Genomic DNA, 18,256 nt, shown 5'->3' with positions numbered 1-18,256 from the left:
TCTATTTAAAGAACTGATTTCCGCTTTATTCGTAAATTCATAAGGTTTCGAACGTGATAATCATGTAAAATGGAAGGTAGAACATAAACTTATGGTGTTAAGGGGGAAAAGGGAATGCATCGAGAAGTTGAATTAACTGTTTATGGAGCGGAAGTGTTATGTCCAAGCTGTGTAAATCTTCCTTCCTCAAAGGAAACGTATGAATGGCTTCAAGCGGCACTGAGCAGAAAATATCCTGACCAGCCATTTAATATCACCTATGTGGACATCCATAACCCGCCTGAGGAAGCGGAAAAGCAGGAATTTGCTCAAAGAGTTATCGAAGAAGATATGTTTTATCCAGTTGTATTAGTTGAAGATGAAATCGTGGGTGAAGGAAATCCGAAGCTAAAGACGATTTATTCCGCGATGGAAAAACACGGCTATCAACCTGCATAATGAAAAACGAGCATTCCCGATGGGAAGTGCTCGTTTTTAGCAAAGGATTTTGCTTCTGTCTAGCTCCAGCGCCTAGCCCCGACGTACAGGACGTACTAGTGTCGACAATGCGACAGGACAAGGAAGACTTCGACAGCGAAACATCGCACGACCAAAAGTGTAGCTTTTGGGAGGACGTCGCGTTTTTGTCGACCTCGAGGTCATAAGCCAGTCCGTCAAGAAGGTTAAAATACAACCTTCTCGCCGGTCTGTCTTATGCTTGTCGGACTTGCACAGGATGTGCTGACATCGATGTTCGCCACAGGACGTGGCGGCTTTTAGTCGATGTTCCTCTAGCAAGGCGCTTCCGCTTTTCTATTTATCCTCTATGATGCTTGTACATCCATAGAATGCCTGATTTGAGAATTCTGGCAACTCGGCCTGTAATCGCCCGATCGGCAACGACTCCGAACCCATGCTTTTTCCCTAAAGACCCAAGCACGCCTTTTAGCTTAATCGTTGGCAAAGAATCAGGGAGTTCTTCACCCTTCCAGCGTTTCAATAGGACTTGAACAATTTGCTCGGCTTGTCCTTCCGCTAACTGAGCGCTTGGTGCATGTGGCAGGCTTGCACAATCGCCAACAACATAAACATGTTCATCTTGAGGTAGGTTGTGATACTTCGTCAGAACGACACGGCCTTGTTGATCTTTTTCGACATTCATATCACGAACGACTTTATTCGGCTGAATGCCAGCAGTCCATACAATGGCATCACAGGCAACAGGCTCACCATGATTGTAGAGAATTTTATCTTCTACCCGTGTAATATTGGAATGACTGACAATTTCAACGCCATGGCTGTCAAACCAGTTTTCCACATAAATCCCTAATCTCTCTGGAAAAGCAGAAAGAATATGGCTTCCTCTGTCAAATAATTTAATGTGTAAGTCTGGACGGCTTTCGTGAAGTTCTGAGGCAATTTCTACGCCGCTTAATCCAGCTCCTACAATTCCAACCACTGATCCTGGTGTTAAGTTATTCAATTCTTGATAAGTAGCACGAGACTTTTCAATATTTTGGATGCTCAACGTATATTCCTCTGCCCCAGGGACATTATGGTACTTGTCTACACATCCTAATCCAATAATCAAGTCATCATAGGCAACAGTTTTGCCTTCTAGTAAATATACTTTTTTATTTTCAAGGTCAACAGAAGTAATTTCTCCAAATTGTATATCAAGTCTTGGATGCTCGGGATAAGACACCCTAACTTGCTGATCAGAGATCGTTCCAGCCGCTAAAGCATAATATTCCGTTTTTAAGCAATGATAAGGTATCCGGTCAATCAATGTAATCGATACATCTTCAGGCAGCTGATTCGGTAAAAAGCGAGCAAGGACTCTCATCCCACCATATCCTCCGCCAAGAATGACAAGTTTCTTCATTTAACATTCCCCTTTTTGTCCGTTCTGTTGTAAAAAGTTGCTTAAAAAGCAAATAAAAATCACCCTAATCCCATAGAAAGTATAACGAAACTAGTACAAAATCACAACCATTACAAGCTAAAACTTGACAAAAATCGCCAAAAAGTGATAATGTGAAAAATTTAAAGGTTTACCCATTTTTTTCTCTAAAAATGAAAAATATTGCGGAAATCAGTGAAAAAAGGTAGCATGAAAAAGGAATCAATATTTTTTAATAAAGAAAACATCGTTATTAAATATAGAAGTTTTACAATTAGAGGTGGTTGATATGATCAAGCCGATCATTGAGTTTTGCGTAAGTAATTTAGCGAGCGGATCTCAAAAAGCGTTGGAAATATTGGAGAAGGATTATGACTTAGATGTAATTGAATATGGATGCCTAGGCTATTGCGGAAAATGCGCATCCACATTATTTGCACTCGTCAATGGGGAAGTTGTGACAGGAGAAACACCAGATGAGTTAGTACAAAATATATATGAATATTTGGAAGAAAATCCAATGTTTTAAGAGGATGACATTTTCTTGTCATCCTCTACTTTTTCGCTTATTTTTCCACTTTTTGGTGTTCACGCATCTCGTACCATCTTTCTCTAGCCATATCGACAATTCCAGATTCGATGGAGCGGTTTTGCTTTTCAATCACCTTCGAGAAGTATTTTATGGCTTCAGCTGATTGGTAAGTTCGTCTCGATAGTTCCCCAATCAAATAAAGAATTTTTACCTCAGATACTTGTGTTCCTTTAAAGTCATCTGTCATATACGACTGCAAATAGGTATTTGAAGCAAGCTTCAAAAATCGCTGTTCTTGTTCTTCGTTTTGTAAATTCCGGTAGAGCCAGGCAAGCCTCATATACAAACCAGCAATTGCAATTTGCTTCTCTTTTTTCAGTAGACCACAATATATGGCTAATTTATATGTTTTAATGGCATCATTTATTGTCCGCTTTTGACCAAAATCACGTGGGACCCATAGATCACATACTTTTACTTGGATGTCATCATTTGAACCAGGCGGAAAATAAGGGGAAAAATCACTTGAAGAAGAAAATCCGCAGTAAGGGCAAACTTCAGCATGATATAAAATGGGATTTGTCTCATCGGAGGTGTAATTTGGACAAAAATCTGTATCATAGCTTTTTACTTTTATAAACCTAGAACGCAATTTTTTACTAGTAAACGATTTCTTGCACATTTTGCATGTACACTTTTTGTCAAAGATGGGTTCAATTTCTGTCATTTTTTCGCCTCCTAGGAATTTCGACTCACTTCAATGAAAGTCATCTATTCCATTATAACTAAAATTATACTCAATCGCATGATAAAGGAACTATTTTTGTTTTTTTGAACTTTATTGGAGGAAATTGATTCATTCTCATTAGTTGAGGACACGAGCTCCTGTGTATATACTATATTAGAGAGGTTTTTTTCATCCATTGTTTATGGTCGTTTCTGTCTAGCAACGATTTTCTTAAAACAGTTGATTATTAAAGGAGGGGAATATGATGAGTGATGTTGTGATTTTAACTGAAGCAGCTGCTCTGCAAATAAAAGAAATGATGAAGGCGAACGAAGAGGAGAACGCTCTTCTAAGAGTTTCTGTCCAAGGTGGCGGCTGCAGTGGTTTATCGTACGGTATGGGATTTGCTCATGAAATAGAAGAAAATGATACCCAGCTGGAACAGTATGGGATAAAAATTCTTGTAAGCAAAGAGGATGCACCAATTCTTCAAGGAACGAAAGTCGATTATAAACAATCCATGATGGGCGGCGGGTTCACAATCGAGAATCCGAATGCTATCGCTTCATGTGGCTGCGGATCATCATTCCGAACGGCTGCAAACGCTGGAAAACCAGAGGAATGTTAATGAACAAAAGGGTACCTTAAGGGCACCCTTTTGTTTATTAAGTATGAATCAAGCTAGAGAACTGTCTAGCTCCATAAGGAACGCTTCGGCAGCATAATCATCGCACAAGTAAAAGCGCTAGCTTTTAGGAGGAGCGCCTACCCCCGACGTACAAGACGTACTAGTGCCGACAATGCGACTGGACAAGGAAGACTTCGTCAGCGATTCTTCGCACGAACAATCCGCTCTTTGATTGTTCCGAAGGCGCTTCCGCTTTTAGTCAAACATCGAGCTGCTGTGCATCGGTTGGATTTTTGCTTTTGGATCAATATAAGCCTTTGCATGATTGACGGCTGTTGGTGCTTCACCAAAGCCACAGGCAATAAGTTTTACTTTCCCATCATACGTACAAATATCTCCTGCTGCATAAATACCTGGGATGTTTGTTTCCATTTTAGAGTTCACAAGGATAGAGTTTTTCTCAATTTTTAATCCCCATTCTTTAATGGGACCAAGGGAAGAAACGAAGCCATAGTTACAAATAACAGCGTCCACATCAAGTGTTTCCTTTTCATTACTATTAACTCCTTCTAGGACAATTTGATTTATGCCTTTGTCGTCTCCGATCAATTCAACTGGGACAAATGGAGTTTTTATATTTACATGGGAATTATGGAGATTTTCAACGCTATGTTCGTGAGCACGGAATTTATCCCGGCGATGGACAATTGTCACCTTTTCAGCGATTGGCTCAAGCATTAAAGCCCAGTCTACAGCGGAGTCTCCGCCGCCAAATATAACGACGTTTTTGCCACCGAACTGATTTAAGTCATCAATAAAGTAATGAAGATTCTTTCTTTCATATTGGGCGGCACTTTCTAATTCTAGTCGGCGCGGTTGAAAGGCACCGTTTCCAGCTGTAATAATCACTGTTTTTGTATAATGGGTTTCTTTATTCGTTGTCAGTTTAAATATATCGTTATCCTGCTTTTCAAGCTTCTCTACTGACTGTTCCAGAGAGGTCGTAGGCGAAAATTTCGCCATTTGTTCTTTTAAATTTTGAATTAATTCTTGAGCACGGACTTTAGGAAATCCCGCAACATCATATATGTATTTCTCTGGGTACAGGGCAGATAATTGACCGCCAAGCTGTGGCAAGCTTTCAATAATTTTCACAGAAGCTTGTCTCAATCCACCGTAAAAAGCGGTGAACAGACCCGTTGGACCTCCGCCAATAATCGTTATATCATACACGTTTTGATCTTCTTTCACTGTATATCCCCCCAAAGTAAAATAGTCCTATATTTCTCTAATAATAACATAATTACGCTCAAAGTTCGTATTGTTGTCTATAAGATTATGAATAAATTAAAAATTCAATATATTTTAGTTGATATTAGATTTACCCGCAGTAGTCTGAAACTTCCAAACGAATTTTTCTACCGTATTTAGGCTTGAAATCCATTTTGAAAAGGAATAATATGATTGTAGGTATTATGTTAAGATTCTGTGACAATAGTTTAAATTTTTTTTGAAATGGTAAGTGAATTACATCACAATCTCTAAAGTGTGATGGGGATGACCATTTCCGTCCATACTATTAAGAAACTATTCATAAAGGTGGAAGATATACTTGAGAAAGCAAAAGATCGTAATATTAGGGGCAGGCTACGGTGGTTTAATGACTGCGACTCGTCTGCAAAAGGCCATCGGTGCTAATGAAGCTGATATTGTTTTAGTTAATAAAAATGATTATCACTACGAAACGACTTGGCTGCATGAAGCGTCAGCAGGAACTCTTCACCATGATCGCGTTCGTTATGATGTTAAATCAGTTATTGACCAGAACAAGATTGATTTTATTAAAGACACAGCCTTAGAAGTTAAAGCAGAAGAGAAAAAGGTTATTCTTTCCAACGGCGAAATTGATTATGATTATTTAGTCATCGCTCTTGGTGGGGAATCTGAGACATTTGGCATTAAAGGCTTAAAAGAGTATGCATTTGCAATTGCTAACGTAAACTCTGCCCGTCAAATTCGTGATCATATTGAATATCAATTTGCTACTTATAATACAGAAGCTGAGAAAAAAGATGAGCGCCTAACGATTGTCGTCGGCGGGGCTGGATTTACAGGCATCGAATTTCTTGGTGAACTAGGAAACCGTATTCCTGAGCTTTGCCATGAATATGATGTTGATTTCAAAAAAGTGAAAGTAATCTGTGTAGAAGCTGCGCCAATGGTTCTTCCGGGCTTTGATCCAGAACTTGTTGAGTATGCTGTTGCTCATCTGGAGAAAAAAGGCGTTGAATTCCGTATTGGCACAGCGATTAAAGAATGCACTCCAGATGGAATCCTCGTCGGAAAAGGCGATGATGAAGTAGAAGAAATAAAAGCAGGCACAGTTATCTGGGCTGCGGGTGTCCGCGGGAATTCTATTATAGAAAAGTCAGGCTTCGAAGCAATGCGCGGCCGCGTGAAAGTACAGCCGGACTTAAGAGCTCCAGGTCATGACAATATCTTTGTTATTGGAGATAGTTCTTTAGTGATCAACGAGGAAATTAACAGACCTTATCCTCCAACAGCCCAAATTGCTATGCAGCAAGGGGAAGCATGTGCAAGAAATCTTGTTAAGCTAATTCGCAATAAAACCGACCTTGAATCCTTTAATTTCGATAATAAAGGAACCGTATGTTCTTTAGGGGAACATGATGCAATCGGTGTAGCATTCGGCAAGAAAATAGTTGGATCCAAGGCGTCCTTCATGAAGAAAGTAATCGATAATAGATCGCTATTTTTAATTGGCGGACCATCACTAGTGATGAAAAAAGGAAAGTTTAATTTTTTATAAAAACGGTGAAATGAAAAGCTTGAGGAAATGATTCCTTAAGCTTTTCATTTTTAACGAAGTTAGGGGGATATCTATGAGCGAAAAAAGGGGAAAGGTTTGGTTAGCGGTTTCTGGTCTTGTCATCTCGCCAGATAATAAATGGCTTGTTGTAAAGAAGAAATACGGGGGGCTTAAAGGGAGCTGGTCCTTACCTGCAGGCTTTGTCGATTCGGGAGAAACAGCTGATGAGGCAGTCATTCGGGAGGTAGAAGAGGAAACAGGGATTAAATGCACGGTTAAGGGACTAATTGGGTTACGGACAGGAGTTATTAAAGAGGAAATTAGCGATAATATGATCATTTTCCTGCTTGAAGCTTTGCCTAGGCAGACGATTCAAGTGCAAGAGGGAGAGCTTTATGATGTTCAGTTTATTGATCCAACCGTGTTGGCTAAGGATGAAAATGCCTCAATTCTTCTTAAATACTTAGCGGAGCGTTCAGATACCTCTGAAAAACCGTTACTCGATGGAATCAATCCAGGAGACCAATTCGGCTATACAGCATATCGGTTATTCTTATAATGTTCTCATTGGGCAAATTTAACCAAATATATTAATTGACTCCCAAATACACATTCAGTACACTAAATATTGATGTTAAGGGGAGGAACGAAATCAATGCAGATGACTATTTTCGTATTGCCAATTTCCATGTTACTGTTTTTTGTGTTATTTTTTGGAATTGGATTTATTTTAAATATGCTGCTAAGAATGTCATGGATTATGGCAATTATTTATCCCATTGTGGCATTATTGATTATTGATAAGGTGCGTTTTATTGAATATTTCCAAAATACGAAGGAATCATTTATAAGCTTAAGAAATGAACTATCTCAGCTCGCAGCTGCGGATGTGCTGATTTTAAGCAGTGGGATGGCTGGGGCTATTGTCGCGGGTATCACGATCAAAATTCTTCGCAACAAAGGATATCAAATGTTTTAATATTGTCTGTTTATAAAAAATCTTCGAATCTCTGCTGATAGCGGGGATTTTTTTGTTTAGATCCAACACTTTTGTTCTATTTACCACTAGGTTACTTGCGGATGTTGTAAGGACAAAAGCAGACCTCGAAAATCCAAATCGCCAGCAACAGGGGGAGTTTTTAGCTTCTGATGTACTAAAAGTTTTGTTAATTGAATTTTCCAAAAAACTCTTGATATATAAGGGTTTTTTCGTTTTTATGGAGCCTGGCACTGTCTTTTCATTTTTTATTTTTTACCCTTCTATGAATAATCTCATGAATGATGGGAAATGAATATTCTTGGGAGGAGTGAAAAATTAAATGTATAGACTAAAAAATTGGACAAGACGAATAATCATGTCAACATTATTTTTAGCTGCGATACTTACAACCTTTCATTCAATTTCTGGAGTGGAGGCTAAATCAATTGTAAATTATTTTAATAGCGATGATTTACGCCAAAGTAAGAATTCAGATGACCATCCATTAAAACACGCATTTAAAACAGTTGGAGTCGCTTATAAGTATTTGAAGCAGATTACTAATTTAGATTTGAAAATATCGTCAAGTGAAGCCGTTTCTGGAACACCGCCAACATTGGAGGAGTCGATTGACTGGTCGCAATATCCTGTGAAGCAGGTGACAGCGACAGGCTATACGGCCTTTTATGAATCAACTGGGAAACATCCCGGTCACCCTAGCTTCGGTATTACATATTCGGGTGTGAAAGTGAAAAGAGATTTATATTCAACTGTAGCGGCCGATTTAAATGTATTCCCAATTGGAACGATTCTCTTTGTTCCCGGATATGGATATGGGGTCGTTGCAGATAAAGGCGGCGCGATCAAAGGGAATAAAGTAGATCTATACTATGAAACAGTAGATGATGTTTATAATCAATGGGGAAAGAGAACCCTCGATGTTTATATTGTGGAAATGGGAGACGGCTCCCTTACAGAGGAAGAACTGCATGCTTTAAATGAAAATGAGTCGATGCAGGTTTTCCGCCAGCAATATATTAAATCCGAGCGTAAATAAGAAAAGCGGAAGTTTAAGGGAATAAAAAATGGGCAATCTCAAACTTTGAAATTGCCCATTTTTATTTACGTAATAGACGAGTATGCTTCTGGATGAATAAGCTTTGCGAGTCTAATTGCCCCTTCAATTAATCGGGGAGAAGGCCTGCAGTAGAGCTCTTCCTCAAGTACAAAAATATGCTTGTTTTTTACTGCATCCAATTGCCCCCAATTTGGCCTCTTGAGGACAATATCCGGATTCACCTTTTCCTTTCTGACGCCAACCCAAGCGAGGCAAATATAATCAGGATCCCTGTGATAAACATCTTCCCAATCTGTTTGCACGCTTGCCAGCTCAACATCTTTAAACAGGTTACTAGACCCGGCAAGCTCGCTAATTTCGGTAAGCCAATTAACTTGGCCAGGAGTGAATACAGGTTTCGGCCACCATTCCCAGTATAGGGATGGCTTATTTTCTATTTTAGCAGCGATCCTTTTCAAGCAATCGATTTTTTGGCGAAAATCCGCTGCTGCTTTTTGTCCAGCATCTGGATGCTCTAAAGCCTTCGCAGCTGTTATCAAATCATTCTCAATATCTGAAAGGCTTTGTGGATTCAAGACGATGTGAGGTATTTTTCTTTCCACTAATTCTTCAATATTTTTTTCCATCCCTGGAACACTTAATGAAGCTAGCACTAAATCAGGTTTCAATTCTTCTACTTTGTCCATATTGATTGATAAGTCTGGTCCAAGCCGAGGAAGATGTTTAATTGGTTCTGGCCAATCAGAATAATCATCCACTCCAACGAGAAGATGGGTAAGCTTCAAATACTCCATTAGCTCGGTATTGCTTGGACATATAGAGATAACTCTCAATGATTTCACACCTTTTTTTAGAAGTGTTCAAAAAGTGCGGGAAAAATTCCTCGAAAAAGAAAAGCGCTTTTTCTTCGTGTGAGGAGAATGCACCGAAGCGACCAGCTAGCGTTCCGGTGCTCGAAGGCTGCGCTTCCTTGAACATTTCGGCTCTTTTTGTCCTTCTTTTTGAACCTACACTTTAAATACCTCGTTATAATGAAATAAGAAAATGCAGAAAAAGAGTTAAAAGAATGCCAGTTAAGCCGCCGAAGAATACTTCAATCGGTTTATGACCAAGCAATTCCTTTAGTTCTTTCCTTTTTTCTTCGTCGGCTTTTTTCTGCCACACCTTTGCCTCTTCAACAAAGCGATTGAAATCGGCCACTAATTGATTCAAAACAATCGCTTGTTCACCAGCCTGCCTACGGACTCCTGTGGCGTCAAACATAGTGATAATAGCGAAAACCGCAGACACTGCAAACACGGCCGAATTTAAGCCCGTTTCTAAGGCAACCCCGGTTGACAGGGCCGTAACCGCCGCCGAATGTGAACTTGGCATCCCGCCCGTACTCGTAAGGAGAGCCCAATTTAATTTTCTTGTAGCGATAAAATGAATCGGGACTTTTACAAACTGTGCAAAGAAGATCGCCGCAATGGCTGACCAAAGAGGAAAATTCATAAATAATTCCATTGTTTACCCACCTTTATTAAAACAAAAGGCATTGTTCGTCATCCTGCTGTATTTATGGACTGCTTTTTTACAAAGATTCCGAAATTTCTCCGCAGAATTAATCCCTTTTGTTAAAATGATAATAATAAATTCATAATAGTGCAACGGTTTTTGGGAAAATTGTGGGACATGGGGACAGGTCCCTCGTCCCAGCTATAGAACAAAGAACCTATCCCTATATCCCGTTTGAGAGGAGTGATTGAAATGGAGGAATATCCACTCGAGTATTATGAGTTTTTTATTAAATTCAATGAAGGGGATTATTACACATGCCATGATCTACTCGAGGAAATGTGGATGACTGATAAAGGTAATTTATTTTTCAAAGGGCTATTGCAAATGAGTGTGGCGATTTATCATTACGATTATGGGAATGTTAAAGGTGCACGATTAATGATGCGGGCGGCCCATGATTATTTACAAGCGTACCGGCCGAAGCATTGGGGCATTGACCTTGAATATGTGTATCCATTTATCGAAGAATGTCTCACACTTTTTCCAAAGGATATTGACCGTGTCCCATTTGAAGAGGTAGGAAGCCTTCCGAAACTGCCGGAATTATTCTTATTTTTAAATGATTAGATAGTCGAAATAATTGGCTTTTTTCGATATAATGAGAGCATTAAATATGGGGGTGACCAAAATGTTTACAGTGAAAAAGGAATTAAACTTCGAGAATGACAATGAATGCTTGATTGTCGGGATTTTTGAAAGACCGAATAAATTTGACGGGGCTCTTGCGGAGCTGGATAAGAAATTCGACGGTCAATTAACGGAGCTAGTGAAAAACGGTGACCTTTCAGCTAAGAAAAAAGCAGTTTCAAAAGTACATACCTTTGGGAAAATTGGTGTAAAGCGATTATATGTTGTAGGGTTAGGTCGTGAAACAAACTATTCCTTTGAAGGATTGCGCGAAGCACTAGGGAAAACGTTTAAAGCTGTAAAAGGAGATAAACTCCAGAATGTGTCTGTGTTACTAACTTCATTTACTAACGAGAATGTTGATGAATTAGATGCTGCACATGCTATTAGTGAAGCGTTATCATTATCAACGTATACTTTTGCTGGCTATAAGCAAAAAGCAAATGACCCTGAAAAGTCGATTGAACAAGTATCGGTTTATGGAGATTTTTCTGATGAAAATGAAATTCAAGCAGCCTTAACTGTTGGTTATACATATGGAAAAGCGACGAACTCAGCTCGTACTCTCGTAAACCTTCCCGGGAATATGCTGACAGCGACAGATATGGCTAATTATGCACTAGAATTAGCAGGAAAATATAAATTTGAAGCCGAAATTCTTGAGAAGGAAGACATGCTAAAGCTTGGCATGGGTGCTTTATTAGCGGTCAACCAAGGCTCTGTTGAACCGCCAAAAATGATTGTCCTTAAATATCAGGGCAAAGAGGAATGGACAGACGTTATTGGTCTAGTAGGCAAAGGGATTACGTTTGATACTGGGGGTTATTCCATTAAGCCAAAAGACGGCATTGTCGGCATGAAAGCGGATATGGGCGGAGCGGCAGCTGTTCTTGGCGCTATGGAAATCATCGGCGAGCTTAGACCGGAACAAAACGTTGTTGCCGTTATCCCTTCAACTGACAATATGATCAGCGGAAATGCCCTAAAGCCGGATGACGTCATCACATCTATGAGCGGAAAAACTATCGAAGTGCTGAATACAGACGCAGAAGGGCGTTTAGCTTTAGCTGACGCTGTCACGTATGCAAAGCATCATGGCGCTAATTATATTGTGGATGTTGCGACATTGACTGGCGGCGTCATCATTGCACTTGGAAATGACACAACAGGTGCTCTTACAAACAACGAAGCTTTATGGGAGCAGGTTCTTGAAGCATCTTATGAGGCTGGTGAACCAATCTGGCGCTTGCCGCTTTTCGAAAAAGATATCCAAAGAGTAAGAAGCAGCAAAATTGCCGATTTAAACAATTCTCCTGGACGAGAAGGACACGCGATCATGGGCGGTGCGTTTGTTGGTGAATTTGCTGAAGGTACACCTTGGGTGCATCTCGACATTGCCGGAACAGCGACAACCCGCAAAGATCATGATCTTGGCCCAGGAGGAGCAACAGGGGCAATGGTTCGCACACTTGCATTATTAGTTGAAAGATTTGAAACTGACGAGAAATAATACAAAAAGCAGCTTCTGTGAGTGAGTAGAGGCTGCTTTTTTTGAAGCTTTATTTAGCCATTTGTGTGCATGTAAACGGGGTTTATTCAGTACGAAATAAGCGATAACTTGTGCGTATATGGCCGAAGTACATCACACGCCCTAAAAACCGAACAGTGATGTAAGAATGTTTTTCTTTTTAATTTTCTGCACCGGCTTCTCCGTGTCAAATACTAATAAATTATCTGCAGGGAGTTCTTTTTTTGATCCGTTTTGTTTGCTCTCCAATTTTTCAATCCGTTCAGTTAAGCTTTTCACTTCAGCTTGAAGCTCTTCAATTTCACGGCGATGCTGAAGGAGCTGATAAGAAACGACATCATCTGCTTTACCATTTAATTTTTTCTCTAGCATTTCGATCTTCTCTAATAACTTTTCCGTCACATTATCATCAATACTTACGATTGTTTTAAGCGTACCTTTTCTCGTTTTTCCTTCATGCACAGTTACATCCTGCAAAATGATCCCTTTGCTAAGCTGATCTTGCACTTGTTTAAGTAATTCAATATCCCCCTCCTTAAATAAATAGTGACCAAGCTCATTCCGTTCCATTTGGAGCCCCAGCTGCCTTACCCAACGCTGTATGGTGCTTGGCGACACACCCAACAACTTTGCAACAGCACTTGTATTCAAACTGATCCCCTCCTATTGTCCTTTGTTTGTTCCGAAGGCACTTCCGCTTTTCTCAGTTAAGGATTGAATTCAATTTTAAAATTAAAAGTCCTTCCCATGTGACAAAACTAGTTTTCATTCGGCAAAGAAAGTGGATATGCAACAAGTTCTGTAAATGTTAGTTTAATAAAATTTTATATAGGCAAAAAAGAAGTTTTTAAGCGGGAGTTATCTGAAAACTACAAAAAATGACAAAGTTTTCGCAAATGCTGGAATGATTGTGACGAATCTATTATAATTAGGGTGGTTATAATTTTTAGAATGTTAGGAAAGGGGAATATTTTCATGATTATTGGGGTACCTAAAGAAATAAAAAACAATGAAAACCGTGTAGCTGCAACACCAGCTAGTGTATATACACTTGTTAAAGCAGGCCATCAAGTTTTAGTGGAATCTGGCGCAGGTCTTGGAAGCGGATTCACGAACGAAGACTATAAAGAGGTTGGAGCAGAAATCGTTCCTACAGCTGCAGAAGCATGGACTGCAGAAATGGTTATGAAGGTGAAGGAACCACTTGAGCCAGAATTTAAATATTTCCGTAAAGGATTAATTTTATTCACATATTTACACTTAGCTGCTGAGTCTGCATTAACGAAAGCATTAACAGAAACAGGAGTAACAGCAATTGCTTACGAAACAGTAGAAGTGAATCGCACTCTTCCATTATTGACACCAATGAGTGAAGTGGCTGGACGTATGGCTACGCAAATTGGTGCGCAATTCCTGCAAAAAACGAATGGCGGGAAAGGGGTTCTCCTTGCAGGCGTTCCAGGCGTTTCACGTGGCAAAGTAACGATTGTCGGCGGTGGAGTAGTTGGAATCAATGCGGCGAAAATGGCTATTGGACTTGGTGCACAAGTAACAATTATTGACTTAAGCCCTGAGCGTCTTCGCCAATTAGACGATATTTTTGGCAACAGCATCCAAACTTTAATGTCTAACCCATTCAACATTGCTCAAGCTGTTAAAGAAAGTGATTTAGTTATAGGTGCTGTTCTTATCCCAGGTTCAAAAGCTCCGAAGCTAGTAACTGAAGAAATGGTTAAAGAAATGGCTCCTGGTTCAGTTGTTATCGACGTGGCAGTTGACCAAGGCGGTATTTTCGAAACGGTTGACCATATTACAACACATGATAACCCAACTTATGAGAAGCATGGCGTTGTTCACTACGCTGTCGCAAACATGCCTGGTGCTGTTCCAAGAACATCAACCATTGCACTTACAAACGTAACAATCAACTATGCGTTACAAATTGCAAATAAAGGCGTTAAGAAAGCAGTTGAAGACAACGCAGCATTAAAGCTTGGCGTAAACGTTCTAAATGGACATGTTACTTATCAAGCAGTGGCTAGAGACCTTGGCTACGACTATGTGTCTGTTGACCAAGCATTCGAAAACTAATCGATTTGACTTTCGATTTAGGTTTTTATATAATTTCCAAAAATAGTGAAAAACATTGATGGGGATTAGTAAAGTGGATCTCGGTTATTTTAGAGAGGAAGCTGATTGCTGAAAGGCTTCCATAAACGGACACTTGAACCTGCCTCTAAGTTCTCTATCGGATAAAGTGAAACTTCAATCAGTGGGGGGGGGTTCCCATCCCTACTGATTGTTAGTTGAACCAATCGGGCATTTATGGGCAGTTGATCCCCCACTTATTCTTCATTGTTTATACTCGAATCCTTGAAGAGGTGGGGGTCTTACTGCCCGTTAATCTGCGATAATTTTTTGAAGATACGAGCGGGTGCATATCCGTTATCATGATTTCTGAGTGTAAAGCTATGCTTTAAATTAGGGTGGTACCGCCATGCTTTGGTCCCTAATTTGGAGCATGGCTTTTTTAAATTTAGGCTATGTTAGATCTATAGATGATACTGCCACTTAGTTGATTACGCGGAAGGCGCGAAATTCCTGCGGAAAAGCGAGTGCCTGCAGCGGAAATCAACAGGTTTAACACAGCCTAAATAAAAATAATAATTGAGGTGTTAACAATGGCAAAAGAGTTTGTTAAAGACATAACGGCAATGGATGATGATTTTGCCCAATGGTACACAGATGTTGTCACGAAGGCAGATTTAATTGACTATTCAAGTGTTCGTGGTTCTATGATCATCCGTCCGTACGGCTATGCATTATGGGAGAATATTAAGAATGAACTGGATCAGCGTATTAAAGATACTGGTCATGAAAATGTATATATGCCGTTATTTATTCCGGAAAGCCTGCTACAAAAGGAAAAGGATCATATTGAAGGGTTTGCTCCAGAAGTAGCATGGGTGACACACGGAGGTTCAGAGGAGTTGGCAGAGCGTTTATGTGTACGCCCAACATCTGAAGTACTTTTCTGTGAGCATTATAAAAATATTATTCACTCCTATCGTGATCTGCCAAAGCTTTATAATCAATGGGCAAATGTCGTGAGATGGGAAAAAACGACAAGACCGTTTCTCCGCACATTAGAGTTTCTATGGCAAGAGGGTCATACATGCCATGCGACTGATGAAGAGGCACATGAGGAAACGAAACAAATGCTCGAGGTTTATGCGGATGTTTGCGAAAATGTTCTGGCGATTCCAGTTGTAAAAGGCAAAAAAACCGATAAGGAAAAGTTTGCTGGTGCGAAGTTTACTTATACAATTGAAAGCTTAATGCATGATGGAAAAGCACTGCAATCTGGAACATCACATCACTTAGGAGATGGGTTTGCAAAAGCCTTTGGCATTCAGTATTTAGATAAAGATGGGCAGCAACAATATGTACAGCAAACATCATGGGGATTCACGACTCGTATCATTGGAGCGATGATCATGGTTCACGGCGATGATAGAGGACTCGTCATTCCGCCAAAAGCGGCCCCGACTCAGGTGATGATTATTCCAATTGCTCAGCATAAAGAAGGTGTTCTTGATTTTGCCTATGATTTAAAAGAGAAGCTTTCTGCTTTTGCACGAGTAGGAATTGATGCAAGCGATAAAAAGCCAGGCTGGAAATTTAATGAGCATGAAATGAAGGGTGTTCCTCTTCGTCTTGAGGTTGGACCGAAGGATATTGAGAATAACCAAGTCGTTTTAGCAAGACGCGATACAGGAGAAAAGATCATTGTCAGCATGATTGAATTAGAATCTAAATTGACTGAGGTTTTAGATGATATACAGCGGAACTTATTCGAAAGAGCGAAAGAGCTCCGAGAGCAGAAAACATACAAAGCTACTTCTTTTGATGAATTGAATGAAATCTTTACAAACAAAACAGGCTTCGTAAAAGCGATGTGGTGCGGAGATCAAAGCTGCGAAGACAAAGTGAAAGAAGAAACAGGTGCTACTTCAAGATGTATTCCATTTGAACAAGAAGCCATTTCAAATGAATGTGTCTGCTGCGGGCGTGAAGCCAACCAGCTAGTTTATTGGGCAAAAGCTTATTGAGTGGTTCATAGAACGCGAAAAGTGTTGGAGAACGCAGAAACGGTTATCATGAACCGTTCATGGAACGTGAATACTGGCAATGCCCGCCGAAACGGTCGTCATGAATCGTTCATAGAGCGCAAATAATGGGAGAACACGCTAAAACGATTATCATGGGACCGTTATAGCTTTCAAAAAGTCAAATCCTCCTAATTGAGCCCACTCAAAATCACGAAAATTGCATATTAAGTAGTGTAGGCATAAATATTAGGAGGTTACCCAAAAATGTATTACCTTAGAGGAAGACCAAATTATTATAGAGGAGACGAACGGTTCCTAGGCTTTTTATTTGGCGCCCCATTTGTTGGAGGTCTTCTAGGTGGATTAATTGGAGGAGGAATAGCTGGTTTTGGAACAGCTGCTCTCCTGGCTAATCGACCATATCCTTATCCTTATCCGGTACCTTATCCGGTATTTCCCCCTTATGGGTACGGCCAATATCCACCAGGCAATGGCTTCGGATATCCTTATTATTAAAAGATACATGATAAAAAGCTCTCTACATAATGAGAGCTTTTTTCGTCTTGTCTAGCTCCACTAGGAACGCTTCGGCAGCATAATCATCGCACGAGTAAAAGCGCTAGCTTTTAGGAGGAGCACCTACCCCGACGTACAGGACGTTGCGGTTTTTAGTCGATGTTCATCTATCAAGGCGCTTCTGCATTTCTATTTTCAATATCCATATCGCATACTATTCCATCTTATGTTAAGTGTTAAGCCACAGCAGCCTTGTAATTGAGCAGCTGATTCAAAGTGTAAAATTAATCCATCTGGCGTAAAGTGAACTTTAGGAATATGTGTAATTCCTGTTGATTTAATCATAGAATTAATTTTACTATTTTGCGATGCTTGGGCTGCATTCATCAATTCAAAGGAAAAATTTCTGTCAGCAGCCATTTTCTCTATTAATCGACTAGCATCCTTCACAATCCTCTCCATCTCTTTTGCTGATTTCATAAAGGAACCAGGATTTACAGAAGGATATACCCGATTGACTGCCGTATGTTCGTTAGCATTATTGGGAGTGAAGGACGCTTGCATATAAGGAAATGTATGCCCGTAAGTAAAATGGGGTGTCATTTATCTGATCCCCTTTCTTTTTAATTCTATATATGCAATGGAAGCTTTTCCTGTGTTTCATTCAGGATTATAATAGATGGAAGTGCTGTTATATTATAGGTGATAGGGGAGAGTTAAATTGAATTTGAAAAATACACTCATTGATGCGTTAGGGATGGAAATTGTCTCGCTTGAAAAAGGAAAGGTAGTTGCGACAATGCCTGTTGATGGGCGAACACGGCAGCCATTTGGTGTGCTGCATGGCGGTGCCTCTGTTGCGCTTGCAGAAACAGTTGCGAGTATTGGGGCATATGAGCTTGTCGATCAAGAAAAGGAATCCGTTTCTGGACTTGAAATTAATGCCAACCATATTAGAGCGAAGCGGGATGGAAAGGTTACGGCCATTGCCACCGTTCTCCACCATGGAAGAACGACGATGGTTTGGGATATTAAAATTGTCGACGAAGAAGACAAGCTGATTTGCGTTTCAAGATGTACAATGGCAGTTATCAAGAGAAAATAGAAAGGGGGACTGAATTCGAAAAATAAGTGAGTTCAGTCCTTTTTGTCCGAGAAACAGAATTTCCCTATACAGATACGAGTGGCTGAGAATGGAAAAAAATGATTAGCATCGACAAAAGTCTGATCGTATTATTATTGTCATTCATGAAATAT

20 protein-coding genes and 1 other annotated feature are annotated in these 18,256 nt (G+C 40.0%); of the genes, 13 read left to right on the top strand and 7 right to left on the bottom strand.

Annotated elements, in window-relative coordinates; all coding sequences use genetic code 11:
- Positions 1-114: 114 nt before the first annotated feature.
- Positions 115-438 carry a YuzD family protein gene (locus F7731_RS13230; RefSeq protein ID WP_151535269.1) on the top strand — a complete coding sequence of 108 codons (324 nt, stop codon included), beginning with the start codon at positions 115-117 and terminating at the stop codon, positions 436-438.
- A 358-nt stretch (positions 439-796) separates the two neighbouring features.
- On the opposite strand, the gene F7731_RS13225 is transcribed toward F7731_RS13230, so the two are convergent.
- Positions 797-1,864, bottom strand: a complete 1,068-nt coding sequence (locus F7731_RS13225) for an NAD(P)/FAD-dependent oxidoreductase (RefSeq protein WP_151535268.1) — start codon at positions 1,862-1,864, stop codon at positions 797-799.
- Positions 1,865-2,171: 307 nt separating this feature from the next.
- On the opposite strand from F7731_RS13225, the gene F7731_RS13220 reads away from it, so the two are divergent.
- Positions 2,172-2,411, top strand: a complete 240-nt coding sequence (locus F7731_RS13220) for a YuzB family protein (protein ID WP_151535267.1) — start codon at positions 2,172-2,174, stop codon at positions 2,409-2,411.
- A 37-nt stretch (positions 2,412-2,448) separates the two neighbouring features.
- Here the strand turns inward: F7731_RS13220 and F7731_RS13215 are convergent, their stop codons facing one another.
- On the bottom strand, positions 2,449-3,141 hold the full coding sequence (locus F7731_RS13215) for a DUF2225 domain-containing protein (protein WP_151535266.1): 693 nt from the start codon (positions 3,139-3,141) through the stop codon (positions 2,449-2,451).
- Between the two features lie 265 nt (positions 3,142-3,406).
- Between F7731_RS13215 and F7731_RS13210 the strand changes: the two genes are divergently transcribed.
- Positions 3,407-3,769: a HesB/IscA family protein gene (locus F7731_RS13210; protein ID WP_151535265.1), complete on the top strand. Its 363-nt coding sequence runs from the start codon at positions 3,407-3,409 to the stop codon at positions 3,767-3,769.
- 255 nt (positions 3,770-4,024) lie between these two features.
- Here F7731_RS13210 and F7731_RS13205 read toward each other — a convergent pair whose 3' ends face one another.
- On the bottom strand, positions 4,025-5,020 hold the full coding sequence (locus F7731_RS13205; protein ID WP_151535264.1) for an NAD(P)/FAD-dependent oxidoreductase: 996 nt from the start codon (positions 5,018-5,020) through the stop codon (positions 4,025-4,027).
- 361 nt (positions 5,021-5,381) lie between these two features.
- On the opposite strand from F7731_RS13205, the gene F7731_RS13200 reads away from it, so the two are divergent.
- The 4 genes from F7731_RS13200 to F7731_RS13185 all read left to right on the top strand — a co-directional run bounded on the left by F7731_RS13200 (position 5,382) and on the right by F7731_RS13185 (position 8,635).
- A complete protein-coding gene (locus tag F7731_RS13200) occupies positions 5,382-6,599 on the top strand; it encodes an NAD(P)/FAD-dependent oxidoreductase (protein ID WP_151535263.1) in 1,218 nt (405 codons plus the stop codon).
- Between the two features lie 73 nt (positions 6,600-6,672).
- On the top strand, positions 6,673-7,158 hold the full coding sequence (locus F7731_RS13195; RefSeq protein ID WP_151535262.1) for an NUDIX domain-containing protein: 486 nt from the start codon (positions 6,673-6,675) through the stop codon (positions 7,156-7,158).
- Positions 7,159-7,254: 96 nt separating this feature from the next.
- On the top strand, positions 7,255-7,578 hold the full coding sequence (locus tag F7731_RS13190; protein WP_151535261.1) for a YuiB family protein: 324 nt from the start codon (positions 7,255-7,257) through the stop codon (positions 7,576-7,578).
- Between the two features lie 340 nt (positions 7,579-7,918).
- On the top strand, positions 7,919-8,635 hold the full coding sequence (locus F7731_RS13185; RefSeq protein ID WP_151535260.1) for a 3D domain-containing protein: 717 nt from the start codon (positions 7,919-7,921) through the stop codon (positions 8,633-8,635).
- A gap of 65 nt (positions 8,636-8,700) precedes the next feature.
- On the opposite strand, the gene F7731_RS13180 is transcribed toward F7731_RS13185, so the two are convergent.
- Together F7731_RS13180 and F7731_RS13175 are read right to left on the bottom strand one after the other, a co-directional pair.
- Positions 8,701-9,489, bottom strand: coding sequence for a cobalamin-binding protein (locus F7731_RS13180; protein WP_151535259.1), 789 nt, complete (start codon positions 9,487-9,489; stop codon positions 8,701-8,703).
- Positions 9,490-9,682: 193 nt separating this feature from the next.
- Complete coding sequence (locus tag F7731_RS13175; RefSeq protein ID WP_151535258.1) at positions 9,683-10,162, bottom strand: divergent PAP2 family protein; 480 nt, start codon at positions 10,160-10,162, stop codon at positions 9,683-9,685.
- A gap of 243 nt (positions 10,163-10,405) precedes the next feature.
- Here F7731_RS13175 and F7731_RS13170 point away from each other — a divergent pair, with 243 nt between their 5' ends.
- Both F7731_RS13170 and F7731_RS13165 read left to right on the top strand, forming a co-directional pair.
- Positions 10,406-10,783, top strand: coding sequence for a DUF309 domain-containing protein (locus tag F7731_RS13170; protein ID WP_151535257.1), 378 nt, complete (start codon positions 10,406-10,408; stop codon positions 10,781-10,783).
- 61 nt (positions 10,784-10,844) lie between these two features.
- Positions 10,845-12,353, top strand: a complete 1,509-nt coding sequence (locus tag F7731_RS13165; RefSeq protein ID WP_151535256.1) for a leucyl aminopeptidase — start codon at positions 10,845-10,847, stop codon at positions 12,351-12,353.
- Positions 12,354-12,494: 141 nt separating this feature from the next.
- Here F7731_RS13165 and F7731_RS13160 read toward each other — a convergent pair whose 3' ends face one another.
- A complete protein-coding gene (locus F7731_RS13160) occupies positions 12,495-13,022 on the bottom strand; it encodes a MerR family transcriptional regulator (RefSeq protein WP_151535255.1) in 528 nt (175 codons plus the stop codon).
- Between the two features lie 324 nt (positions 13,023-13,346).
- Here F7731_RS13160 and ald point away from each other — a divergent pair, with 324 nt between their 5' ends.
- The 3 genes from ald to F7731_RS13145 all read left to right on the top strand — a co-directional run bounded on the left by ald (position 13,347) and on the right by F7731_RS13145 (position 16,999).
- The gene (ald, locus tag F7731_RS13155) at positions 13,347-14,462 is read left to right on the top strand and encodes an alanine dehydrogenase (protein ID WP_151535254.1); all 1,116 of its coding nucleotides are present in this window, start codon (positions 13,347-13,349) and stop codon (positions 14,460-14,462) included.
- 46 nt (positions 14,463-14,508) lie between these two features.
- Positions 14,509-14,885, top strand: a binding site (T-box leader).
- A 167-nt stretch (positions 14,886-15,052) separates the two neighbouring features.
- Positions 15,053-16,483, top strand: a complete 1,431-nt coding sequence (gene proS / locus F7731_RS13150; protein ID WP_151535253.1) for a proline--tRNA ligase — start codon at positions 15,053-15,055, stop codon at positions 16,481-16,483.
- Between the two features lie 264 nt (positions 16,484-16,747).
- Positions 16,748-16,999 carry a hypothetical protein gene (locus tag F7731_RS13145; RefSeq protein ID WP_151535252.1) on the top strand — a complete coding sequence of 84 codons (252 nt, stop codon included), beginning with the start codon at positions 16,748-16,750 and terminating at the stop codon, positions 16,997-16,999.
- A 195-nt stretch (positions 17,000-17,194) separates the two neighbouring features.
- On the opposite strand, the gene F7731_RS13140 is transcribed toward F7731_RS13145, so the two are convergent.
- Positions 17,195-17,602, bottom strand: a complete 408-nt coding sequence (locus F7731_RS13140; protein WP_151535251.1) for a YuzC family spore coat inner layer protein — start codon at positions 17,600-17,602, stop codon at positions 17,195-17,197.
- Between the two features lie 118 nt (positions 17,603-17,720).
- On the opposite strand from F7731_RS13140, the gene F7731_RS13135 reads away from it, so the two are divergent.
- Positions 17,721-18,104 (top strand): hotdog fold thioesterase, encoded by a 384-nt coding sequence (locus F7731_RS13135; protein ID WP_151535250.1) that lies wholly within the window; start codon positions 17,721-17,723, stop codon positions 18,102-18,104.
- Positions 18,105-18,256: the final 152 nt, after the last annotated feature.

The organism is Cytobacillus depressus (assembly GCF_008923245.1).
Taxonomy (GTDB): domain Bacteria; phylum Bacillota; class Bacilli; order Bacillales; family Cytobacillaceae; genus Cytobacillus; species Cytobacillus depressus.
Note: the sequence above shows the minus strand (reverse complement) of the source record. Positions and strands in the feature narration are given on the sequence as shown.

Bases quoted from the DNA above. Each gene is read 5' to 3' on its own strand.
- F7731_RS13185 (WP_151535260.1), top strand. From the start codon at position 7,919: ATGTATAGACTAAAAAATTGGACAAGACGAATAATCATGTCAACATTA.
- F7731_RS13165 (WP_151535256.1), top strand. From the start codon at position 10,845: ATGTTTACAGTGAAAAAGGAATTAAACTTCGAGAATGACAATGAATGC.
- F7731_RS13140 (WP_151535251.1), bottom strand. From the start codon at position 17,602: ATGACACCCCATTTTACTTACGGGCATACATTTCCTTATATGCAAGCG.
- proS (WP_151535253.1), top strand. From the start codon at position 15,053: ATGGCAAAAGAGTTTGTTAAAGACATAACGGCAATGGATGATGATTTT.
- F7731_RS13220 (WP_151535267.1), top strand. From the start codon at position 2,172: ATGATCAAGCCGATCATTGAGTTTTGCGTAAGTAATTTAGCGAGCGGA.
- F7731_RS13210 (WP_151535265.1), top strand. From the start codon at position 3,407: ATGAGTGATGTTGTGATTTTAACTGAAGCAGCTGCTCTGCAAATAAAA.
- F7731_RS13215 (WP_151535266.1), bottom strand. From the start codon at position 3,141: ATGACAGAAATTGAACCCATCTTTGACAAAAAGTGTACATGCAAAATG.
- F7731_RS13145 (WP_151535252.1), top strand. From the start codon at position 16,748: ATGTATTACCTTAGAGGAAGACCAAATTATTATAGAGGAGACGAACGG.
- F7731_RS13195 (WP_151535262.1), top strand. From the start codon at position 6,673: ATGAGCGAAAAAAGGGGAAAGGTTTGGTTAGCGGTTTCTGGTCTTGTC.
- F7731_RS13170 (WP_151535257.1), top strand. From the start codon at position 10,406: ATGGAGGAATATCCACTCGAGTATTATGAGTTTTTTATTAAATTCAAT.
- F7731_RS13175 (WP_151535258.1), bottom strand. From the start codon at position 10,162: ATGGAATTATTTATGAATTTTCCTCTTTGGTCAGCCATTGCGGCGATC.
- F7731_RS13230 (WP_151535269.1), top strand. From the start codon at position 115: ATGCATCGAGAAGTTGAATTAACTGTTTATGGAGCGGAAGTGTTATGT.
- F7731_RS13225 (WP_151535268.1), bottom strand. From the start codon at position 1,864: ATGAAGAAACTTGTCATTCTTGGCGGAGGATATGGTGGGATGAGAGTC.
- F7731_RS13190 (WP_151535261.1), top strand. From the start codon at position 7,255: ATGCAGATGACTATTTTCGTATTGCCAATTTCCATGTTACTGTTTTTT.
- ald (WP_151535254.1), top strand. From the start codon at position 13,347: ATGATTATTGGGGTACCTAAAGAAATAAAAAACAATGAAAACCGTGTA.